Raw genomic sequence first — 21863 nt, 5'->3', positions numbered from 1 at the left:
TTAGACTTGATGTAAATTAAGTTATGAAGCCGAAAAACCAATTTCTTTTACCAAAATATAAATCCCCATTCCTAAGACAACGTATCCAAATACCGTTTTTAATTTTTCGCCAGCAATTACTTTTGACAATCGATTTCCAATCAATACCCCGAATAATGCGCATCCAGTAAATACGAGCAACATCGGGTAATTGATATTTGGATTGGGAATATCACCCAAAAATCCAATTAACGATTGAACCGCAACAATAAACAATGAGGTTCCAATCGCTTTTTTTATTGGGGTGTTGGCTAAAAACAATAAAGCAGGAACAATCAAGAATCCACCACCTGCTCCTACAAAACCTGCAATGAACCCAATCGCTAGTCCGGCCAAACTAATGGTAAACGGATTGCTACTTGAATTCCCTTTTGTTTCGTTACCGGGACGAATCATTTTCCAGGAGGCCACAAGCATCACTAGAGCAAAAACGACCATTAGCAACAACCGTTTGGAAAGTGTAAATTGATCGGTAATCACCAGCATTTCGGGGATAGAAGGAACAATAATTTTTCGGGTAATAAAAACTGCAATTAAGGTTGGAACACCAAAAGCAAGCACTTTTTTGAAGTCTACCAAACCATCTTTGGCTTTTTGTACACCACTGACCAAAGCAGAAATCCCAACAACAAACAATGAATACGCCGCAGCTAGTGCCGGATGCATCCCCATGATATAGACAAAAATGGGCACCGACAAAATGGATCCACCGCTACCGATTAATCCTAAGGAGATGCCAACTAAAACGGCTAAACTGTATCCAACTAAATGATCATTTTCCATGCGACAAATTTGACATTAAAATTTGTTTCGATTGGTTACTTAGGTTACACTACAACAATTCAATTGATGCGCGATGCAAGCGAATGCGTCCTTTATTTTCCATTGCTTTTAATAATCGCGACACTACCACCCGCGAAGTATGTAAATCGTATGCAATTTCTTGATGGGTAGCCAATATTTCTTTCGATTTTGCTATTTTCGACTTGTCAATCAAATAACTCATAATGCGTTCGTCCATATTCATAAACGCCAAACTATCGATGGTAGAAAGCATTTCTTTAAGACGGCTGTTGTAACTTGTAAAAACATAGTTTCGCCACGATTTATATTTACCCAACCATTCCTCCATAAATTCGACCGGAATCATAACTAACAAACCGTCGGTTTCTGCAACTGCACGAATTTCACTTTTGGCAGTTCCAAGGCAACACGCCATCGTCATCGCACAAGTATCTCCTTTTTCAATAAAATAAAGCAATAATTCACCTTCATCAAAGTCTTCGCGCAAGATTTTAATTGCACCGTTTAATAGTAAGGGCATTTTTCGAATTGAATCGCCAAAATCGATCAACACATCGCCTTCATGAAAATCGCGAAGCACTGCAACCTGAGCAATTTCTAGCCGTAATTTTTCCTCAAAAACGGCACCGTAATGTTGGTTTAAAAGTTCGATCATCGACGGTAATTTTTTTCATAAAGTGCAATCCACTGCTCGGGAGTCATTTTTTTACATAAGTCGGCTATTAATTCAAATGGTATCGACTCGGGCTTTTTGAAACGAATGCAGCTTTTACCCATGTCTAACTTGGTTTTACTATGATTGGGAAATTCGGAGACAAACCAATTCAAAAGATTTTCATCAGCATAAATTCCCATATGGTATATATTGATCGAATTTTTTTGAGAAGCGATAGAAATAAAGGGCAATTCTTGGTCTTTTGCACAATGGTAACCGGGTGGATACAATTCAAAAGGCACAACATAGGTAAGCATCCCATAACTCATCCCCTCTTTGAATCCTTTGGGCAAATTGTCCTTGATCGTTGAACGCAGTTGTTGCATCGCTGCTACACGGTCTTCGGGGAGTTCCTTCATATAGTCTTCGGGTGATTGGGCTGCTGATTGCATAAAAGTTTATTTTCGTTTACGATACAAATATAAATGTATTTTTTTTCTAGTTTTACAGCGCCTAATACAATTCCATTTTATTGAATACAATGATAAAAATTGAGGTGTTTTACTCTTGTTTTGCATTAGGTCTAAGCATAATTTTAATCGTTTAAGGCTACCTATACCTATGAAAAAAATCGTTCTATCCGCTATAATTGCTACTGTATTACTTTCCTGTAGCGGAGCTCCACCCACCATAAAAAAACCAATCGCCGAACCCATTGCCGTTAATCAGTACATGGAAACCATAACCGCAGGGGAGTTAAAAACGATGTTAACTGTAATTGCCGCTGATGAAATGGAAGGACGTGAAACCGGAAGTGCTGGGCAAAAAAAAGCCGCAAACTACCTCATCGAGCAGTACAAAAAAAATGGAATACCTTATCCAAAAGGCGCCCAAAATTATGAGCAATTTGTTCCGGCTGCGTTTTTAAATGCCAAAAGAAACGAAGGGCTTCCCGATTCGGCCAACCTATGGGCGTTTATTGAAGGCACCGAAAAACCCGAAGAAATTGTAGTAGTCTCTGCACATTACGATCATGTGGGGATTCGCAATGGCGAAATTTATAACGGTGCCGACGATGACGGATCGGGTACTGTAGCACTTTTAGAAATTGCACAAGCATTTCAAAAAGCAAAAAAAGAAGGCAATGGACCAAAGCGCTCGATACTGTTTTTGCATGTGACTGCCGAGGAACATGGCCTACACGGATCGCGTTATTATACTGAAAACCCGTTATTCCCTTTGCAAAATACCGTTGCCGATGTAAATATCGATATGATTGGCCGAAGCGATGCCAAACATGCAGGGAATAGCAATTATATTTATGTGATTGGATCGGATTATTTATCGACCGATTTGTATACCGTATGTGAAACCGTGAATTCCCAATACACCCAATTGGAACTGGATTATAAATACAATGACCGTAAAGATCCTAACCGTTTTTATTACCGGTCTGATCATTATAATTTTGCAAAACACAATATTCCCTCGGTATTTTTATTTAGTGGGGTGCATGCAGATTACCACAAGCCTACGGATGACGTGGATAAAATCGAATTTGAAGTACTCGCCAAGCGCACGAAATATGCTTTCAACATTGTTTGGGAAATTGCCAATCGTGCACAGCGCCTTGTGGTAGACAAAACCGATCCGGAAAGTAAAAAATAAATTTCTTTTTTTATCGAAATCCTTTTTGGTACTCGGCCATCAAGCGGTCGGAGAAAAACAAGCCGGTATAGGAGTCATACGCTTCTCGATTGGAGGTTTCCATGGTTGCAAATGCTTCCCGGTATTTTTTAAGTTGGGTTGGACTTAGCAGCGCACGAAATTCATTTTCTTGACGCACCAATAACTGCATAAATTGATTAGTAGCTTTAACATCGCCTTGGGAAATCATAGTGATATAGCCCGAATACATCGTTTTGTATTGCGCAATAAACAGCGCTTTAAATTGGGGATTTTGTTCTTCGGTGTAATTCACAATTCCGAACGTGAGTTTGCCTTTGGTTTGCCAAAACAATGTTTCGCCTTGATCGCCAGGTTGGGACACAAAATGTTGAATGACGGCCAATTTGATTTTGAGGGTACGCTCGATCTCGGGAGGCAGCCCATGCATTCCTCCATGAGCAGATTGGGTGGGTGAACTGGATTGGGTCGGTGCTTTCTTTTTGGCCTGCCCCAACAGTAATCCCGGTAATAAAAGTAGAACCCAAATGCAGTTGTTCATGTGGAAATTTTTATCAAAAATAAAAAAGAAAGTAAACCAAAATAAAAAAGCCCTGAAATTTCAGGGCTTTGGGGTGAATGAGGGGTCTCGAACCCCCGACCTTCGGAACCACAATCCGACGCTCTAACCAACTGAGCTACAATCACCGTGTAAAAATACAACCGAGGACAACCTCTTTTGCGGTGGCAAATATAGCGCAAAACTTTTTTTTTGCAAAGCTTTTTTAAAAGAAAATAACCGCGCTAAACGAATCGAAAAATCGTATTGCAAATTATTCAACTTTAAATTTTTAAATGGGTTAATACCTACAATTGCCTAATTGCTTAATCGACTCATTGACTTATTGACTCATTGGCATATTAAACCAAATCACTCAATGCACGAACGGCTACATACCGTTCTACGGTAAAGCCTTCGGCATAGTCAACGCCCACGAGTCGACCGAGATCTTGAGCGCGGTAGTGCACGCTTTCCAGAAAGTTTTTGGAAGCTATAGGTGTTTCAGGTTCTGATGAATTGGGGTCGTAAAATTGGGAACTATAGGCCAAAATTGACTTCATTTTGCACTCCATAAAATCGGTAATATCGACTACAAAATCGGGCTCGATGGTTTTCCACTGAATATAATGGTATACCGCTTTGGGACGCCATGCGGTTTGGGCGCGACCCTCCCACTCGGTTTCTATTTTATTTAATCCCGATAAAAAACAAGCATCCGAAACCAACTTACTGCCTTTACCATGGTCAATATGCCGGTCGTCGATCGCATTGCAGAGCACGATATCGGGCTGGTATTGGCGAATTTTTTGAATTATTTTCAACTGATGTGCTTCGTCATTAACAAAAAAACCGTCGCGCATGTCCAAATTTTCCCGAATGTGAATTCCAAGAATTTGGGATGCATTTGCTGATTCACTATTGCGAATAGCAACCGACCCTCGGGTACCGAGTTCGCCACGGGTGAGATCGATTATTCCCACCTTTTTGCCTAAAGAAACCTCTTTGGCCAAAGTACCACTACATCCTAATTCTACATCGTCGGGATGGGCTCCAAAAGCCAAAATTGCTAATTTCATCATGATTTATTTTTAAAAATATAGCTTATTTACAAAGCGCGTTTGACCGTTGCAGCTTTATTTACCGTTTCCAAAAATTCCAACTCCGGATTACTGCCTTTATTGATTCCACAACCAACAAAAAGGGCTACGCGGTCATTTTCCCATTGCATACAACGCAAATTAACATACAAATCGCAATCGCCGGTCTTAAAAGTAGTAAAGTTTTTGTTCCATTCGCCCAAATAACCCGCATAAAACTTACGGTCGTAGCCTTCATTATTCAAAATAAATTGATACGCTGCCGCTTTAGGCAAACCACAAACAGCAGGGGTCGGATGCAATGCGTTCACGAGTGCTTTCCAATCGCCACTAAGGGTTGCTTTGATATCGGTTTTGATATGCCACAACGAACCCGCTTGATGCGTATAAGGTGCTGAGAGCTGTAAATTTTCGGTAAACGATTGCAGGGTATCACAAATATAAGTGGTAACCAACTGTTGCTCTTGTTGCTCTTTTTCACCCCATACAACTGGACCGTCGGAAGCAGCTACTTGGGTTCCTGCCAAAGCAACCGTGGTAAGGGATTGATCGGTTTTTTGGAGCAATTGTTCTGGGGTAGCACCCAACCAAATTCCGGTTTGTGGATGATACCATAGATACCGAAAAGCCGAAGGATACAATGCGAGTAGTCGCTCAAAAACAGTAAAGGGATTTTCGGGAGTAGCCGATTGTATTTCTTTACGGGAAAGAACCACTTTTTGAAAATCATGCGTTGCTATTGCCTGAATTGCTTTTGCAACCAAATTTTCAAATTGTTGTTGTATTTCCGGATCGATTGATGGTACTTCGGGGTTCCACAAGAAATCCGTTGGTGAAAATTGCTCAAAATAGCAATCAGCAGCCGTATCGGGAATTAAATATTGGTTGGTTCCATCAAACGAGACCATACAAAATCCAGCCGCCTCGGGGTCAAAAGCAATCGTTTCAGCAGTGCGCTGAAAGAGTCCGATTACTTGATTGGAATCGGGTTTGGCATAACAAACGAACGGAATGTTGTGCGCTAAATTTTGACTCGCTTTTAATCGGATGTGCTCCATTAGCGTTTCGGTAGAATCATGTTGGTCAGTTTGCATAGCGAGACCAAATTATTGGCTTCGTCAACAATACGGATTTCCCACAAATGAATACTTGCTCCTTTGTGAAGGATTTTTGCAGTAGCGGTTACCTTACCCTCGCGCTTGGCTTTTACGTGATTGGCAGAAATCTCAATACCCCGCACCTCTTGTTTTTCTGGATTGACAAACATAATTGATGCTGCACTGCCTACACTTTCTGCAAGCGCAACCGAAGCACCACCATGCAACAAGCCCATAGGTTGATGCACTCGAGGATTAACCGGCATTGTGGCAACCAAAAAATCTTCCCCAGCATCAACATATTCAATTTCAAGGGTTTCCATCAAGGTATTTTTGCTCCAAGCATTACACAATTGAAGCATTTTTTCTTTATCAAAGGTCATGGTTCCAATTTTGCGCAAAAATAGCCCATTTCCGTGAGACCAACAATGCAATTGATTGAGAATAAAATGAAAAAAAATACGTTATGACTCGAATAAATGCGGTAATGAATGAATCAAAATCGTTATTTTTACCAAAATTCTCAGTTTATAACCATGCGCAAACTACTTTTTTTAATCGCTTTACTCTCGGGTGTTCTATTTACTTCGTGTCGCGATGATTTTGAGTTTGAACCCAGTACGGTCGCACTTCGATTTTCAAAAGATACCGTCTATTTGGATACGGTTTTCACTAATATCGGTTCAAGCACTTACCGTTTAAAAGTATACAATGATTCAGACAAAGATATTGCCATCCCGACGGTACAATTGGGTAAAGGAGTAAACTCAAATTACCGTATTATGGTTGATGGTATGACCGGTGAAGATGCCGACAACAACGGTACAGGTGATGGAAAAATTTTCCGAAATGTCGAATTATTAGCCAAAGACAGTATGTTTATTTTTATCGAAGTCACCGCTGACGTGGCCGATGCTAATCCTACCGATTATTTATACACCGATAAAATCGAATTCCGTCATGCAAACAATGTGATTCAAGATGTAGATTTAGTTACGTTAATCCAAGATGCGATTTTTATTTACCCCCAGCGGGATAATCAAAATGTATACGAGACGATTTCCCTTGGATTGGATCCGGATGGAAATCCTTTAACCTATATTGGAAGTAATTTAAGTGAAAATGACCCTGTAAATGGCGATGAGTTACACTGGACCAATCAAAAACCCTATGTTATTTATGGCACCGCCATGGTTCCCAACGGAAAAAATCTAGTCGTTGATGCGGGAGCGCGCGTCCATTTTCATGCCAATTCGAACCTGTTGGTGAGTCAGAATGCCTCCATTCAAATTAACGGTGGTAATCCTCCGAACAACGATCCGGCCAACTTGACCAATGAAGTTGTTTTTGAAGGGGATCGATTGGAACCACTTTACAGTGAAGTACCCGGACAATGGGGTGCTGTGATCATTCTTTCAGAACTTAACACCAATACGATCAACCACTTAACCATAAAAAATGCAACAGTTGGTTTGTTGGTTCAAAAACGATTACCTTTTATTGAACCCGATAGCAACCAACCGAAGTTGAACTTGTCGAATGTACAAATTTACAACTGTGCCAATGTGGGACTATTGGGCCGTGACGCACAAATTACAGCTACCAATATGGCAATCAACTATTGCGGACAAGCTTCATTAGCAGCAACCCTTGGCGGAGCCTACAATTTTACCCATTGTACATTTAATAACAATTGGAACAGTTCGAAACAGTTTGCTGTAGTTATTGGAAATTATATTGAGACTTCAGAAGCTACTTACATAAGTGATTTAACGCAAGCTAATTTTACCAATTGTATTATTTATGGTAGTAATCAAAATACGTTAAAATTGGATAAATTCACACCGCCCAATTCCAGTATACCCAATGTTACGTTTGCCTACCAATTTCAAAATTGTTTGATCAAATTAAACAATAGCAATTCAAATCCGTTGTATTTACCTACCAATACAACCAATTTTACCAACTGTTATAATGCAAACAATGGACAGGTATTCAATCCGAAATTGAAAAAAGTAACCGAAAACAAACTGTGGCCGACGGTTGATTTATTTACAACCATGCCTGCAGCAAATACATCGGTTACGGTAGATATACTGAACAAATTGCGGGCACCGAATCCCAACATTGGTGCTTACCAGTTTATTTCAGATTAAGCGAATAGCCTCCTTTTGGAGGTTTTTTTATTGTCAAAAACCTGTGAAAAACTATTCCCAATCGGTTTGCTAGCCTTTCAAGATTCGCTTACCTTTGTGGCACAACATTACAACAACACAACAATGATTCATTTTTTCGGATGCGAAACCGGAACTGTTTATGCAGTACAATCCACTACTCCATTTTCTGAAACAACCCTCCAAAAACTCAATTGGTTGTTTGGAAATACCCAAAAAATAGACCAACTCGAAATCAACGGCACCTTTATTGGTCCTCGGGCAACTATGATAACTCCATGGAGTACTAATGCGGTTGAAATTACACAAAACATGGGTATTTCGGGCATTGTCCGTATTGAAGAATTTCATGCAAGTGCGGCCGACACGATAGATTTTGACCCCATGCTATCCCAGCAATTTGATCGATTGCATCAAGAATTATTTACAATTCATCTTCAGCCCGAACCGATTCTCGAAATAGAAGACATTGCTGCTTACAACCAACAAGAAGGTTTAGCGTTAAGTGAGGAAGAAGTATCCTATTTGAATCAATTGGCTGAAAAATTAGGCCGTAAGTTGACCGATTCAGAAGTCTTTGGATTTTCGCAAGTCAACTCTGAGCACTGCCGCCATAAAATTTTCAATGGAACTTTTGTGATTGACGGGATTGAAAAAGAAACGTCGCTTTTTAAATTAATTAAAAAAACAGCGGCCGAGCATCCCAATACAATTGTATCGGCATATAAAGATAATGTTGCCTTCATTGAAGGTCCGGTAGTCGAACAGTTTGCACCACAACGGGCCGATGTAGCCGATTTCTATACCAAAAAGCCGTTTACTTCGGTACTTTCCTTGAAGGCCGAAACCCATAATTTTCCAACTACCGTCGAACCTTTTAATGGAGCGGCAACAGGGTCGGGTGGAGAAATTCGTGATCGTCTAGCGGGTGGTCAGGGTTCACTCCCACTCGCAGGTACAGCGGTTTACATGACGGCTTATTCGCGGCTTACCCAAGATCGGCCCTGGGAAAAATCCATGCAAGAACGGGATTGGCTCTACCAAACCCCTATGGATATTTTAATCAAAGCATCCAATGGTGCCTCTGATTTTGGAAACAAGTTTGGACAACCCTTAATTACAGGTTCGGTTCTCACCTTTGAACACGAAGAAAACAACCGCAAATTGGGTTATGACAAAGTAATCATGCAAGCCGGTGGTATTGGTTACGGCAAAGCCGAGCAAGCCCAAAAACATGAACCGCAATTGGGGGACCAAATTGTAATTTTAGGCGGTGAAAACTACCGCATCGGAATGGGAGGCGCTGCCGTTTCCTCAGCCGATACGGGTGCTTTTGGTTCGGGTATCGAACTCAATGCCATTCAACGTTCCAACCCCGAAATGCAAAAACGAGCAGCCAATGCGATTCGTGGATTGGTGGAAAGTGATCAAAATCCAATTGTTTCCATTCATGATCACGGTGCGGGCGGCCATTTAAATTGTCTTTCCGAGTTAGTTGAAGCAACCGGTGGTGCCATTGACTTAGATCAACTTCCTGTGGGTGATCCCACGCTTTCTGCTAAAGAAATTATTGGCAATGAATCCCAAGAACGCATGGGATTGGTTATAGGTTCTAAAGATCTTGAAACCTTGGAACGTATTGCCGAACGTGAGCGCTCCCCAATGTATACGGTGGGTGCAATCACAAACGATCATAAATTTACAATTGAAGGATTAAAATCAGGCGCAAAACCAATGGATTTGGCCTTGAATGATATGTTTGGTAGTTCACCCAAAACGATCATGAGTGATCGTACCGTTGCGCGAAATTATGAAGCAATAACCTATACAAGCGATGCACTCCAATCTTATTTAGAACAAGTATTACGCTTGGAAGCGGTGGCTTGTAAAGATTGGTTAACCAACAAAGTAGACCGTTGTGTAGGTGGACGAGTAGCCAAACAACAATGTGCGGGTCCGTTGCAATTACCCTTAAACAATGTTGGGGTAATGGCGTTGGATTTTGAAGGTAAAGAAGGTGTTGCGACTAGTATTGGTCATGCCCCTGTTGCAGCTTTAATTGATCCGAAAGCAGGTAGTCGCAATGCGATTGGTGAAGCCTTATCCAATATCGTTTTTGCTCCATTAAAAGAGGGTTTACAAAGTGTATCCTTGTCGGCTAATTGGATGTGGGCTTGTAAAAATGAAGGAGAAGACGCACGCCTTTACGAAGCAGTTGAAGCTTGTTCGGCATTTGCCATAGCATTGGGTATCAACATACCTACAGGAAAGGATTCCTTATCCATGAAACAAAAATACCCAAATGGTGAAGTAATTGCTCCGGGTACCGTTATTATATCCGCGATTGGGCAATGTTCCAACATAACAAAAGTGGTTGAACCCGTAGCGCAGCGAAATGCCGGCTCGTTATACTATATTTCACTTTCGCAAGACGAATTTAAGTTGGGCGGAAGTTCATTCGGCCAAATTCGAAATACGATTGGCAACGAAGTTCCTACGATTCAAGATGCTTTATACTTCAAAAAAGCATTTAATACTGTTCAAAATTTAATTAAAAACCGTCAAATTGCTGCAGGTCATGATATTGGGAGCGGCGGATTGATCACGACACTTTTGGAAATGTGCTTTGCCGATAATCAATTGGGCGCCTCTTTGACTTTAGCGGAATTTAAAGAAAAAGATTCCATTAAAATCTTATTTGCAGAAAATATTGGTTGGGTTTTGCAAGCACAAAATGATACCGAATTTGAAGCTGCTTTTGCGAAAGAAAATGTAGAAATCATTCGTCTAGGTAGTATCACAACCAATGAAACATTAACGATTGATGGTTTAGAACTCGACATTCCTCATTTGCGTAAAATTTGGTTTGAAACATCCTATTTACTCGATCAAAAACAAACCCAAAACAACAAAGCGCAAGAGCGTTTTACTCATATTTTTGAACAACCCCTTCGGTATCAATTTCCTGCCCATTTTACTGGAAAGGTAGAGCCACGACCAGCAATTCGTCCCAAAGCTGCGATTATTCGTGAAAAAGGAAGTAATTCGGAACGCGAAATGGCTCATGCGATGTATTTGGCTGGATTTGACGTCAAAGACATTCACATGACCGATTTGATTAGCGGTCGTGAAAATTTAGAAGACGTACAATTTATTGGTGCAGTTGGAGGATTTTCCAATTCGGATGTCTTGGGAAGCGCAAAAGGCTGGGCCGGTGCGTTCCTATACAACGAAAAAGCAAATGCAGCTTTAAAAAAATTCTTTGCACGGCCTGATACCCTGTCGGTAGGGATATGCAACGGTTGTCAGTTGTTTATGGAATTGGAATTGATTCACCCAGAGCATGCTGTACACGGAAAAATGCACCATAACGACAGTAAAAAACACGAAAGTGGCTTTACTTTGGTTACCATACAAAAAAATAACTCCGTAATGTTGTCTACCCTAGAAGGCTGTACATTGGGCGTATGGATTTCGCACGGGGAAGGTAAATTTAACTTGCCGGAAGCAGAAAATCAATACCCCATTGTTGCCAAATATGCCTATGAAAATTACCCTGCCAATCCGAACGGCTCCGATTACAATACGGCTATGCTATGTGATGCAACGGGACGACATTTGATAATGATGCCGCATATTGAACGGTCGATTTTTCCTTGGAACTGGGCTTATTATCCCGACCGAGGTGAAAAAGATACGGTAAGTCCCTGGATTGAAGCATTTGTAAATGCCCGTAAATGGATAGAAAAAAAATAATTATAGCCTAAAGCCTAACATGAATTTATTTCAGGTTAGGCTTCCTTTTTTTAGTAACTTGTACCCTAAATTTAAACCCTATGCTACTACGTACCTTTTTTTATAGTGTTTTTTTTCTAACGGCTTCCGTTTGTTTTGCCCAGAAAGTAAGTGAAATCGAAACCGAAGACCGAAAGTTATTTATTACCACAAAATGTGAATACCCAATTTATGGTACGTACCAATTCAAAGGCGGCGAACCCGTAATTGAGTTAAACTCTGGTGGAACGGGATATTACCAACAACATGAAGCCGTTAAGCGGCCAATAATTTGGGGGTTGGAATGTTCTGAAAGTGGGGTTTTAAAAGAAACCAAAGGGTATGACAATATAAAATACATTTTGTATTACAAGTATACAACACCCAATTCAGACGAGCCCGAAGAATCCTGGACCCATGTAGAAATGACTGTCCATTTAAATACCTGTAAAATTTTCATTAACGGAGAACGCATGAAATTGTTTACTACCAAAGAAGAAAAGAAGAAATCGGTCAAGTAACTTTTTAGAAAGATTGAGGCTATCGCAAGGCAATAATCTCTTTTCAAATCACAATAAAACGATAGCATCACATTGCCACATCAGCCAATTTTCGAATCGATTCGTCGGCCTGCCTGTGGTTGGGTGGTCGGGTTTACTCATCGGGTTATTGGCTAATTGGCTAATTGGCTAATTGGCTAATTGACACATCGACTCATTGTTTCATTGTCACATTAAAAAACTTATTTAGCTCTTTTTTGTTTTCGGGTTTTATAATTTTTTAAAAATTCACCTTTTGGTTTACCGTCGTCGAAAGAACTAAACCTGATTGGGAAAGCTGTCTGCGCTCGGGCTTCCTCGTTGGACCAACCTTCATATTCCATTCGATAAAGGGCTGCATATAACTGCGCACGACCAATACCGTGGTAACAATGAATCAATACGGGATAATTTTTTGGATTATCCATAATTGTATAGAAATAATCCAGATTCTTTTGATTGGGGACTTGGTCTGAACCGTTGTTGAAATAATTGACCCCCGGAATTTTAGCCACTGCTAATTTTTCGGCTTTCAATTCTGCAGGGACTTCAGGATTATTCACGTCATCTCCTGTTCCAGGAAAGCGCAAATCAACAATCGATTTGATATGGTATTTCTTTACATAAGCTTCAATTTCATCGGGTGGTATTACCCCACTTTTATATACTTTACCTTCGGTAATTGTCTTAAAGTTATGATTGATATGTCGATCATAAACATACTTACCTCCAGCTCCTAAAACTAAAATAATTACAGCAGTTAGTATTTTTTTTTTCATAGTATCATTAGGGTTTTGAAGTTAATTTTTTATCAATTATCCGCTCCATATAGTCTTGTAAAAATGCTTTGCATCGTTGTTCTAATAAGTTCATTTCTGCATTGCGATTTTTGATCAAATTGTGTTTGAGATCTTTATCGTTTTTAGCATAAAATCCGACCGCTTTTGTACCGTCAAAAGTACAAATATAGGAACCGCTCATCATTTGATAATGATCAGAAGAATACCGCATTACAAATGGGGGTACTTTTTTCTCACTTAGCAAACTTCTTCCCCAACTACGAAAAGGCTTTTCATACCCCATCATATCCAGTATCGTTGGATAAATATCAATCTGTTGCGCCCAATCGTGATTTACCCCTTTAAATTGCCCATTCGGACTGTAAAATAATATCGGTACGGTATGCTGAAGTTGATCTTTACCGTATGCGTCATAATAAATCAAATTGTCGTGATCGGAAACCAAAACAAAAATTGTGTTTTGAAACCATGCTTGTTTTTGGGCCACTTTAAAAAATTGTTTTAATGCAAAATCGGTATAGCCCACACATTGGTGCATTGGATTATCCCCTTTGGGAAACTTTCCTTTGTATTGATCGGGAACAATATAAGGTTCATGCGAGGAAACTGAGAACAAAGTTGCCATAAAGGGTTGTTTTTTGGCGGTAATGGTTTTGTTGAAATATTGAAAAAATGGTTCATCCCAAATTCCCCAAACGCCATCAAAATCAGCATCATTGTTGTATTCGTTTTTGCCATAATAATGATCGTAACCCAAAATATTACTAAACCCTAAAAATCCCATCGATCCGTTGGGTGCCCCATGAAAAAATGAAGTATCGTAACCCTCGTTTTTTAAAACCGAAACCAAGGATTCAATTTTTTGTTTCGGATAAGGAGAAGAGGTAAATGCATCTTTAAATGAAGGTATGCCCGAAATCACCGACGACATCCCATGAATCGACTTGTACCCATTAGCATATCCATTGGTAAAAATCAAACTATGCTGGGCCAACGAATCAACAAAGGGAGCATAGCCCCGGTAGTTTTTTATGGTTGTATTCGGATTAAACGAACCTACATACTCGCGCGCAAAACTTTCCAAAATAAAAATGACGATATTGGGTTTTGACTTCGGAAAGTTTTTATAGTGTTTGATTGGGATAATCAAAGAATCAACTACTTTTTTATCGACCAATTGTACTTTTTGAAACGTATTGGTATTCCAGGTTCGAATCACCGCAAAGGGCGTATTTAAAACAAAATCCGACTGGGAAGCGTCCGACACGAATCGGCTCGCATCAACCATGTTAATCGGGCGGGTACTTTTTCGAAAATCGCCACGAATGCCTCCAATACAGAGGAATGCAATCAACAAAAGCATCATGGTAGAACTGAAGAAATACTTTAAATTATGCGCTATCCGACCATGCTTAACTTTTTGTTTTTCATACAGATAAATCCATAAAATAGCCATTCCCAAAAACAAAACAAAAACGTGCCAATAATTCACCAAAAAATTAGCCAACAAGGCTCCTTTATTCGTTTCATGCTCCACAATATCCATTGATGCACGTGTGCTTCGATTAAACGAATAGCGGTAATAAATAAAATCTACAAAATTGAATGAAAATGCAAAAAGATTAGTAACGAAGTAGAGGGTTTTTAAAAACAACTGATATCCTTTGCGCGTATTGATGGTAAATGGCAATACCGATAATAGAATAAACAACGCATTGACATATAGAATTGCAGTAGCATCAAACGCTAATCCATGATAAGCCAACGGTACTAATTCGGTCCACGAATCAACCTTGATGAGTTGTGCGTTATAAAAATAAAATAAAAAACGAGCTGCAGTGTAAAAGACAAATACTAAAAACACTCTGTAAGCTAACGTTTTATATTCATTTAGTCGAGGGAAACCTTGCATTTCTAATTCATTCGATTTAGGCGCAAAACTACAAATTACGATTTTAATGCATCTAATTTTTAAATTAATATTGTGAAAGCCCGTTGTTTTCTTTAATTTGGCAGAAAAAATTGACTATGCAATCGATAAGTAGGCTATTTGACTTCCCGTATTACCAACTTTCTAAAAATAACAAACCCGATTGTTTGGTAACAAAATATGGAAAAGAATGGGTGAAAACGTCTACCCAAGAATATCTTAACCAAGCTAACGCCATTTCTCGTGCTTTTTTGCGCTTAGGCGTTCAAAAAAATGACAAAATTGCGCTGATCACTTCGACAAACCGAACCGAATGGAATGTCTGTGATATTGGAATTTTACAAACCGGAGCGCAAACAGTACCGATTTATCCAACAATTGCTGCCGATGATTATGCTTATATTTTAAATCACTCGGAATCGAGCTATTGTTTTGTATCTGATGTAGAAGTTTTTGCAAAGCTAAATTCGGTTCGCAATCAAATCCCAACACTCAAAGAAGTATATTGCTTCAATTCATTATCTGATTGTACCCATTGGAAAACACTTTTAGAATTGGGTGCTGACACCTCCAATCAAGATGCCGTTGAAGAGCGCAAACAAGGTGTTTTACCAACCGATTTGGCCACAATAATATACACCTCAGGAACAACAGGAAAACCCAAAGGCGTAATGCTATCGCACCAAAATATTGTTTCTAATGTTTTGGATAGTGCTCCACGAATTCCATTTGAAGAAGGCAAATCGAAGGCGCTAAGTTTTTTACCCGTGTGCCATATTTTTGAACGTATAATTTTGTACATCTACCAATTCTACTCCGTTTCCATTTATTTTGCTGAAAGTATTGATCAATTATCGGATAACATTAAGGAAGTTCGACCCAACGTTTTTTCTGTTGTACCGCGTTTGTTAGAGAAAGTGTACGACAAGATTTATCAAAAAGGAGCCGAACTTACCGGACTCAAACGAAAAATTTTCTTTTGGGCATTGGAATTAGGATTGAAATACGAACCCTACGGCGCCAATGGATGGTGGTATGAAATGCAATTGAAACTTGCACGAAAATTAATTTTTAGCAAGTGGCAGGAAGCTTTAGGTGGCGAACTTACAGTAATGGTTTCGGGTAGTGCCGCTTTACAACCGCGACTCATTCGCGTATTTGCAGCAGCTGGCATGCCGGTAATGGAAGGTTATGGTTTAACCGAAACTTCACCTGTAATCACTGTAAATGATCAAAAAAATCGAGGTTTTAAAGTGGGAACTGTAGGTAAAGTAATCAACAATGTAACGGTTAAAATTGCGGAAGATGGTGAGATTTTATGCAAAGGTCCCAACGTAATGATGGGGTATTATAAAGATGATACGCTAACCCAAGAAGTCCTAAAAGACGGTTACTTTCACACGGGAGATATCGGTGAAATCGATACAGAGGGCTTTTTAAAAATAACCGATCGAAAAAAAGAAATGTTTAAAACTTCGGGGGGGAAATACATTGCACCACAGCTTATTGAAAATGCAATGAAACAATCCTTCTTCATTGAACAAATTATGGTGATTGGCGATGGGGAAAAAATGCCTGCAGCATTAATTCAACCGAGCTTCGATTTTATTAAAGAATGGGCCAAAAGACATCAAGAACCCCTTGGACCTTCGTATGAAGAAATAGTTGCCAATCCTCGTGTAATAGCCCGAATTCAAGAAGAAGTAGACAAAATCAATGAACGATTTGGTAGTTGGGAAAAAATTAAAAAATTTGAACTGACACCAACGATTTGGAGTATTGATGGAGGTGAATTAACACCAACACTTAAATTGAAACGAAAAATGATCAAAGAAAAGTATATCCATTTATACAATTCCATTTACCGAGATAACGATTAGTAAACACCCTTCGGGGTGTTTTTTATATCTTAATAACACAATTTTTATATACATTATCCATGTGTTTCTACATGCAAATGAAAGACCCCAAGGTCAAATTGGAAGAGCGTTTCAAAGCCAAGGTATCTGATGAGGCAATACTGCCGCAATCGGATATTTTCAACGGATTTGAACATCCAAAAATTGCGTTGATCACCGATGAAAAACCAGAGGAAATTCAGTGCGATTTTAGTTGGGGACTCCTTCCCTATTGGGCAAAAGACGATACCATTCGAAAAAACACCTTAAACGCACGAATAGAAACTATTGCCGAAAAACCAACGTATCGTGATATACTTCAAAATCGGTGCATTATTCTAGCAAATGCATTTTACGATTGGCATTGGTTAGATGAAAAAGGAAAAAACAAACAACGATACCTTATACATGGTCCAACGGAGCTATTTGCTTTTGCAGGTTTGTATAGCTATTGGACGCATCCGCAGACTGGTGAAATACATGCGACATTTACGATTTTAACAACCGAAGCCAACGAAACCATGGCCTATGTGCACAATTCTAAAAAAAGAATGCCCGTACTTTTAAAACAAGAAGACGAAAAACGTTGGCTGCAACATACCCTTGAACCACAGCAATTGGCTTTACCTTATCAAGTACCCTTAATCGCTTTTCCGGGATAATTCCCTCAACTACTTCATTCTTTTGGAAACGAAAACACAACGCACACCCCTTTCCATCTCCAAATGAGCGTGAGCGGTTGAAGCGGCATCCTTTTGTGGTGTGTAACAGCCTAAAGATACAGCGAAAAACGCGGCCCAAAGGGACACGCCCAAAGGCATTTAATTGACTATTATCCTGCTGCATAATTACTTTCAAAATAGGAAAAAGCAACTTTGAACCTAAGCTGTATTTTTTTTAAATTTATTATGCGTGCATAATATTTTTTTTGTACATTTGAATTCAATACGAACGTTTTTTCTATGAAAGACAAAACAATTGACTACGCACTTCGTACTACTTGGCAAGCGGTAGCCCGAATGTATAATGAAGAAGCTTCAAAATATGATGCTTCTATGGCTGTAGGCTTTGCACTATTAAGTATAGACAAAGAAGAAGGCACGCCTTCAACTTATATTAGTAATCGTATGGGGATGGAACCCACGAGTTTAACACGAACGCTAAAAACGATGGAAGATCGCGGGTTAATCTACCGTGAAAAGAATCCGGATGACGGACGTGGGGTATTGATTTTTCTTACGGATGAAGGGCGTGAAAAAAGAGAATTATCAAAAAATACCGTATTGCGCTTTAATGAAGTGATACGCAGACAAATCTCTGAAGAACAGTTAAAACATTTTATGGAAGTTAGCGACCTTATTTTTGATTTGATTGCTGAAAAAAAAATATTTTAAAATAAAATACATTGCGATATATACTATGAAACGACACCTAAAAAAAGTAGCTGTAGTTGGTTCTGGAATTATGGGATCGGGCATTGCTTGCCATTTTGCAAACATTGGACTCGAAGTCTTGTTATTGGATATTGTACCCCATGCGTTGACACCGTTGGAAGAGCGTAAAGGGCTCAATTTAGCTGACAAGTCGGTTCGCAACCGTATAGTTAACGAGCATTTAGCTAGCGCATTAAAGTCGAATCCCTCACCAATTTACAATCAAAAATTTGCTTCGCGTATTACTACCGGGAATACAACAGACGATATGGCAAAAATTGCTACGTGCGATTGGATTATCGAGGTTGTCGTCGAACGCTTGGATGTTAAAAAATTGGTATTTGAACAAATTGAAACCTACCGCAAACCAGGCACGCTTGTAACTTCCAACACTTCGGGAATTCCCATTCATTTCATGAGTGAAGGGCGCAGCGAAGATTTCCAAGCCCATTTTTGTGGCACACATTTTTTTAATCCTGCACGTTATTTACAATTGTTTGAAATAATTCCGGGTCCGAAAACCCATCCTGAAGTCATTGACTTTTTATTTGATTACGGTTCTAAATTTCTTGGAAAAACCTCAGTTATTGCCAAAGACACCCCAGCTTTCATCGGAAACCGCATTGGGATTTTTGGAATTATGAGCTTGTTTCATCAAGTAAAAGAATTGGGATTAACAATTGAAGAAGTAGACAAATTAACCGGACCGGTAATTGGTCGCCCTAAATCGGCTACGTTTCGAACAGTTGATGTGGTCGGCTTAGATACTTTAGTGTATGTAGCTAACGGCATCTATGCCAATTGTGAATCTGATGAAGCGCATGATTTGTTTCAACTTCCAGATTTCATTCAAAAAATGATGGAGAATAATTGGTTGGGTAGCAAAACCAAACAAGGCTTTTACAAAAAAGTAGAGAAGGAAATCATGTCATTAGATCTTGAGACGCTAACCTACCGACCCAATAGAAAAGCTTCTTTTGCCACTTTAGAAAAAACCAAATCGATTGACAAACCCATTGATCGCTTTAAAATTTTGGTTAAAGGCGAAGACAAAGCCGGTGCTTTTTATCGAAAGAATTTGGGAGCAATGTTTGCCTATGTATCCAATCGAATACCCGAAATTGCTGATGAAATATACAAAATTGACGATGCCATGAAAGCCGGTTTTGGATGGGAAAATGGCCCGTTTGAAATTTGGGATTCCATTGGAGTTGCAGCAGCCATCGAGATGATGAAAAACGAGGGGTACACTCCAGCAACTTGGGTTACCGAGATGCTTTCTGCAGGAAAAACAACATTCTATAGTGTGACCGCTGGAAAAACGAATTATTATGATCTTGTTTCAAAGTCGTATACCCAAAAACCAGGGCAAGACAGTTTTGTAATTTTAGATAATATTCGAGAAACCCACAAAATATGGGGTAATAGTGATTGTTCGGTATTTCACTTGGGCGATGGCATTTTAAATTTGGAATTCCATTCTAAAATGAATACCCTAGGAGGTGGAGTCATAACAGGTATTAATAAAGCCATTGACTTAGCCGAAAAAGAATACCACGGATTAGTAATCGCTAACCAAGGGGCGAATTTTACGGTAGGTGCAAATATCGGTATGATTTTTATGATGGCGGTTGAACAAGAATATGAAGAATTAAATCGCGCAATTCAGGTTTTTCAAAACACGATGATGCGTTGCCGCTATTCTTCGATACCCGTTGTCGTGGCCCCTCATGGAATGACCTTGGGAGGCGGTTGCGAAATGACCCTTCATGCTGATCGTGTGGTGGCAGCCGCCGAAACCTATATCGGTTTAGTGGAGTTTGGGGTTGGGGTTATTCCAGGAGGTGGAGGATCCAAAGAAATGACTTTACGCGCAGCCGATTTATTTCACAAAAACGATGTAGAATTGAACGTTTTGCAAGAGTATTTCTTAACTATCGGAATGGCAAAAGTAGCAACTTCTGCTTATGAAGCTTTTGACTTGGGAATTTTTCAAAAAGGAAAAGATATCGTTGTGGTTAATCGTAATCGCCAGATAGCTACCGCTAAACAAGTCGCATTACAAATGGCGGAACAGGGCTATACACAACCGATTAAACGAAACGATGTCAAAGTATTAGGAAAACAAGCATTGGGTATGTTTTTAGTAGGAACAGATCAAATGGTAGCTGGGAACTATATCTCAGAACACGATCGAAAAATTGCCAATAAATTAGCGTATGTAATGGCCGGTGGCGATTTATCGGAACCATCTTTGGTTTCTGAACAGTATTTATTAGATATCGAGAGGGAAGCATTTTTGAGTTTGTGTACCGAACGAAAAACATTGGAACGCATACAATATATGTTAACCAAAGGAAAACCACTACGTAATTAATAATTTAAATGTTGAATGAGAAATCATAAATATCTTTCATAAATCATTTAAAATTTATCATTCAAAATATAATATAAGTAATGAAGACAGCCTACATCGTTAAAGGATACCGCACTGCCGTGGGTAAAGCGCCCAAAGGATTATTCCGTTTCAAACGTCCGGATGAATTGGCAGCAGAAACTATTGCCTATTTAATGGAACAATTACCCGATTTTGACCGTTCACGAATCGATGATGTCATGGTGGGCAATGCCATGCCCGAAGCAGAACAAGGGCTCAATATGGCCCGTTTAATTTCACTAATGGGGTTGAAAGTAACCGATGTTCCCGGTGTAACGGTAAACCGTTATTGTGCATCAGGCTTAGAAACCATAAGTATGGCCGTGGCCAAAATTCAATGTGGAATGGCCGATTGTATTATTGCCGGGGGTTCAGAAAGTATGAGCTATATTCCGATGGGAGGATACAAACCTACGCCTGATTATAACGTTGCAGCGGCTGGTCATGAGGATTACTATTGGGGAATGGGACTCACCGCTGAGGCCGTAGCCAAACAATTCAAGGTAAGCCGTGAAGAACAAGATGCCTTCGCTTATGCTTCACATCAAAAGGCAATTAAAGCGCAACAAGAAGGTCGATTTACAAATCAAATTGCACCCATAATCGTTGCACACACTTTTGTTAATGCCGAAGGTAAAAAAGAAACAAAAAAGTATACCGTGAACCAAGATGAAGGTCCGCGCTCAGATACGAATCTTGAAGCTTTAGCCCAACTTCGTCCGGTTTTTGCTGCAGATGGAAGTGTAACTGCGGGTAATGCTTCACAAATGAGTGATGGCGCTGCGTTTGTCATGATTATGAGCGAAGCTATGGTTAAAGAACTTAACCTTCAACCAATAGCGCGTATGGTTAGTTATGCAGCTGCAGGTGTAGAGCCGCGTATAATGGGAATCGGACCCGTAAAAGCGATTCCAAAAGCCCTTCATCAAGCGGGCTTGCAATTAAAAGACATTGATTTA

General features: G+C 39.7%; 18 protein-coding genes and 1 tRNA gene. 9 read left to right on the top strand and 10 right to left on the bottom strand.

Annotated features, from left to right (window positions below; genetic code table 11):
- Window positions 1–21: 21 nt before the first annotated feature.
- Genes Q0039_RS01180 through Q0039_RS01170 form a run of 3 tightly spaced genes read right to left on the bottom strand, consistent with a single transcriptional unit; the run spans window position 22 to window position 1950 of the window.
- Window positions 22–822 carry a sulfite exporter TauE/SafE family protein gene (locus Q0039_RS01180; protein WP_297507782.1) on the bottom strand — a complete coding sequence of 267 codons (801 nt, stop codon included), beginning with the start codon at window positions 820–822 and terminating at the stop codon, window positions 22–24.
- Between the two features lie 49 nt (window positions 823–871).
- Entirely contained in the window at window positions 872–1498 is a 627-nt protein-coding gene (locus Q0039_RS01175) for a Crp/Fnr family transcriptional regulator (protein ID WP_297507778.1), read from the bottom strand.
- Window positions 1495–1950 carry a DUF1801 domain-containing protein gene (locus Q0039_RS01170; protein ID WP_297507775.1) on the bottom strand — a complete coding sequence of 152 codons (456 nt, stop codon included), beginning with the start codon at window positions 1948–1950 and terminating at the stop codon, window positions 1495–1497. Before Q0039_RS01170 ends, Q0039_RS01175 begins: the two co-directional genes overlap by 4 nt.
- 169 nt (window positions 1951–2119) lie before the next feature.
- On the opposite strand from Q0039_RS01170, the gene Q0039_RS01165 reads away from it, so the two are divergent.
- Window positions 2120–3166, top strand: a complete 1047-nt coding sequence (locus Q0039_RS01165; RefSeq protein WP_297507772.1) for a M28 family metallopeptidase — start codon at window positions 2120–2122, stop codon at window positions 3164–3166.
- 10 nt (window positions 3167–3176) lie between these two features.
- On the opposite strand, the gene Q0039_RS01160 is transcribed toward Q0039_RS01165, so the two are convergent.
- From Q0039_RS01160 to Q0039_RS01140, 5 genes are all read right to left on the bottom strand, one after another.
- Window positions 3177–3725 carry a hypothetical protein gene (locus tag Q0039_RS01160; protein ID WP_297507768.1) on the bottom strand — a complete coding sequence of 183 codons (549 nt, stop codon included), beginning with the start codon at window positions 3723–3725 and terminating at the stop codon, window positions 3177–3179.
- Between the two features lie 69 nt (window positions 3726–3794).
- Window positions 3795–3871 (bottom strand) — tRNA-His (locus Q0039_RS01155).
- Window positions 3872–4084: 213 nt separating this feature from the next.
- Window positions 4085–4801 (bottom strand): bacillithiol biosynthesis deacetylase BshB1, encoded by a 717-nt coding sequence (gene bshB1 / locus Q0039_RS01150; protein ID WP_297507765.1) that lies wholly within the window; start codon window positions 4799–4801, stop codon window positions 4085–4087.
- A 29-nt stretch (window positions 4802–4830) separates the two neighbouring features.
- Window positions 4831–5916 (bottom strand): isochorismate synthase, encoded by a 1086-nt coding sequence (locus Q0039_RS01145; RefSeq protein ID WP_297507762.1) that lies wholly within the window; start codon window positions 5914–5916, stop codon window positions 4831–4833.
- Window positions 5880–6302, bottom strand: a complete 423-nt coding sequence (locus tag Q0039_RS01140; RefSeq protein ID WP_297507759.1) for a hotdog fold thioesterase — start codon at window positions 6300–6302, stop codon at window positions 5880–5882. Before Q0039_RS01140 ends, Q0039_RS01145 begins: the two co-directional genes overlap by 37 nt.
- A gap of 153 nt (window positions 6303–6455) precedes the next feature.
- On the opposite strand from Q0039_RS01140, the gene Q0039_RS01135 reads away from it, so the two are divergent.
- From Q0039_RS01135 to Q0039_RS01125, 3 genes are all read left to right on the top strand, one after another.
- The gene (locus Q0039_RS01135) at window positions 6456–8075 is read left to right on the top strand and encodes a hypothetical protein (RefSeq protein ID WP_297507757.1); all 1620 of its coding nucleotides are present in this window, start codon (window positions 6456–6458) and stop codon (window positions 8073–8075) included.
- 123 nt (window positions 8076–8198) lie between these two features.
- Window positions 8199–11849 (top strand): phosphoribosylformylglycinamidine synthase, encoded by a 3651-nt coding sequence (purL, locus tag Q0039_RS01130; RefSeq protein WP_297507755.1) that lies wholly within the window; start codon window positions 8199–8201, stop codon window positions 11847–11849.
- Between the two features lie 80 nt (window positions 11850–11929).
- Window positions 11930–12388, top strand: coding sequence for a hypothetical protein (locus tag Q0039_RS01125; RefSeq protein WP_297507752.1), 459 nt, complete (start codon window positions 11930–11932; stop codon window positions 12386–12388).
- Window positions 12389–12609: 221 nt separating this feature from the next.
- Here Q0039_RS01125 and Q0039_RS01120 read toward each other — a convergent pair whose 3' ends face one another.
- Together Q0039_RS01120 and Q0039_RS01115 are read right to left on the bottom strand one after the other, a co-directional pair.
- Complete coding sequence (locus tag Q0039_RS01120; RefSeq protein ID WP_297507750.1) at window positions 12610–13185, bottom strand: dual specificity protein phosphatase family protein; 576 nt, start codon at window positions 13183–13185, stop codon at window positions 12610–12612.
- 7 nt (window positions 13186–13192) lie between these two features.
- Window positions 13193–15118, bottom strand: a complete 1926-nt coding sequence (locus Q0039_RS01115; RefSeq protein WP_297507747.1) for an alkaline phosphatase family protein — start codon at window positions 15116–15118, stop codon at window positions 13193–13195.
- A gap of 116 nt (window positions 15119–15234) precedes the next feature.
- Here Q0039_RS01115 and Q0039_RS01110 point away from each other — a divergent pair, with 116 nt between their 5' ends.
- The 5 genes from Q0039_RS01110 to Q0039_RS01090 form a co-directional block, all read left to right on the top strand.
- Window positions 15235–17016 (top strand): AMP-dependent synthetase/ligase, encoded by a 1782-nt coding sequence (locus tag Q0039_RS01110; RefSeq protein ID WP_297507744.1) that lies wholly within the window; start codon window positions 15235–15237, stop codon window positions 17014–17016.
- Between the two features lie 59 nt (window positions 17017–17075).
- A complete protein-coding gene (locus Q0039_RS01105; protein WP_297507741.1) occupies window positions 17076–17696 on the top strand; it encodes an SOS response-associated peptidase in 621 nt (206 codons plus the stop codon).
- A 300-nt stretch (window positions 17697–17996) separates the two neighbouring features.
- On the top strand, window positions 17997–18428 hold the full coding sequence (locus Q0039_RS01100; RefSeq protein ID WP_297507738.1) for a MarR family transcriptional regulator: 432 nt from the start codon (window positions 17997–17999) through the stop codon (window positions 18426–18428).
- Between the two features lie 25 nt (window positions 18429–18453).
- A complete protein-coding gene (locus tag Q0039_RS01095) occupies window positions 18454–20844 on the top strand; it encodes a 3-hydroxyacyl-CoA dehydrogenase/enoyl-CoA hydratase family protein (protein ID WP_297507735.1) in 2391 nt (796 codons plus the stop codon).
- An 80-nt stretch (window positions 20845–20924) separates the two neighbouring features.
- On the top strand, window positions 20925–21863 hold a 939-nt coding region (locus Q0039_RS01090), incomplete at its 3' end, for an acetyl-CoA C-acyltransferase (protein WP_297507732.1).

Source organism: Flavobacterium sp., from assembly GCF_027484945.1.
In the GTDB taxonomy this organism is placed as follows: domain Bacteria; phylum Bacteroidota; class Bacteroidia; order Flavobacteriales; family Flavobacteriaceae; genus Flavobacterium.
This window is presented reverse-complemented; position numbering and strand designations above follow the sequence as displayed.

What these genes read in the sequence shown, in the direction of transcription:
- Q0039_RS01180 (WP_297507782.1), bottom strand. Translation starts at nt 822, where the DNA reads ATGGAAAATGATCATTTAGTTGGATACAGTTTAGCCGTTTTAGTTGGC.
- Q0039_RS01175 (WP_297507778.1), bottom strand. Translation starts at nt 1,498, where the DNA reads ATGATCGAACTTTTAAACCAACATTACGGTGCCGTTTTTGAGGAAAAA.
- Q0039_RS01170 (WP_297507775.1), bottom strand. Translation starts at nt 1,950, where the DNA reads ATGCAATCAGCAGCCCAATCACCCGAAGACTATATGAAGGAACTCCCC.
- Q0039_RS01165 (WP_297507772.1), top strand. Translation starts at nt 2,120, where the DNA reads ATGAAAAAAATCGTTCTATCCGCTATAATTGCTACTGTATTACTTTCC.
- Q0039_RS01160 (WP_297507768.1), bottom strand. Translation starts at nt 3,725, where the DNA reads ATGAACAACTGCATTTGGGTTCTACTTTTATTACCGGGATTACTGTTG.
- bshB1 (WP_297507765.1), bottom strand. Translation starts at nt 4,801, where the DNA reads ATGAAATTAGCAATTTTGGCTTTTGGAGCCCATCCCGACGATGTAGAA.
- Q0039_RS01145 (WP_297507762.1), bottom strand. Translation starts at nt 5,916, where the DNA reads ATGCAAACTGACCAACATGATTCTACCGAAACGCTAATGGAGCACATC.
- Q0039_RS01140 (WP_297507759.1), bottom strand. Translation starts at nt 6,302, where the DNA reads ATGACCTTTGATAAAGAAAAAATGCTTCAATTGTGTAATGCTTGGAGC.
- Q0039_RS01135 (WP_297507757.1), top strand. Translation starts at nt 6,456, where the DNA reads ATGCGCAAACTACTTTTTTTAATCGCTTTACTCTCGGGTGTTCTATTT.
- purL (WP_297507755.1), top strand. Translation starts at nt 8,199, where the DNA reads ATGATTCATTTTTTCGGATGCGAAACCGGAACTGTTTATGCAGTACAA.
- Q0039_RS01125 (WP_297507752.1), top strand. Translation starts at nt 11,930, where the DNA reads ATGCTACTACGTACCTTTTTTTATAGTGTTTTTTTTCTAACGGCTTCC.
- Q0039_RS01120 (WP_297507750.1), bottom strand. Translation starts at nt 13,185, where the DNA reads ATGAAAAAAAAAATACTAACTGCTGTAATTATTTTAGTTTTAGGAGCT.
- Q0039_RS01115 (WP_297507747.1), bottom strand. Translation starts at nt 15,118, where the DNA reads ATGCAAGGTTTCCCTCGACTAAATGAATATAAAACGTTAGCTTACAGA.
- Q0039_RS01110 (WP_297507744.1), top strand. Translation starts at nt 15,235, where the DNA reads ATGCAATCGATAAGTAGGCTATTTGACTTCCCGTATTACCAACTTTCT.
- Q0039_RS01105 (WP_297507741.1), top strand. Translation starts at nt 17,076, where the DNA reads ATGTGTTTCTACATGCAAATGAAAGACCCCAAGGTCAAATTGGAAGAG.
- Q0039_RS01100 (WP_297507738.1), top strand. Translation starts at nt 17,997, where the DNA reads ATGAAAGACAAAACAATTGACTACGCACTTCGTACTACTTGGCAAGCG.
- Q0039_RS01095 (WP_297507735.1), top strand. Translation starts at nt 18,454, where the DNA reads ATGAAACGACACCTAAAAAAAGTAGCTGTAGTTGGTTCTGGAATTATG.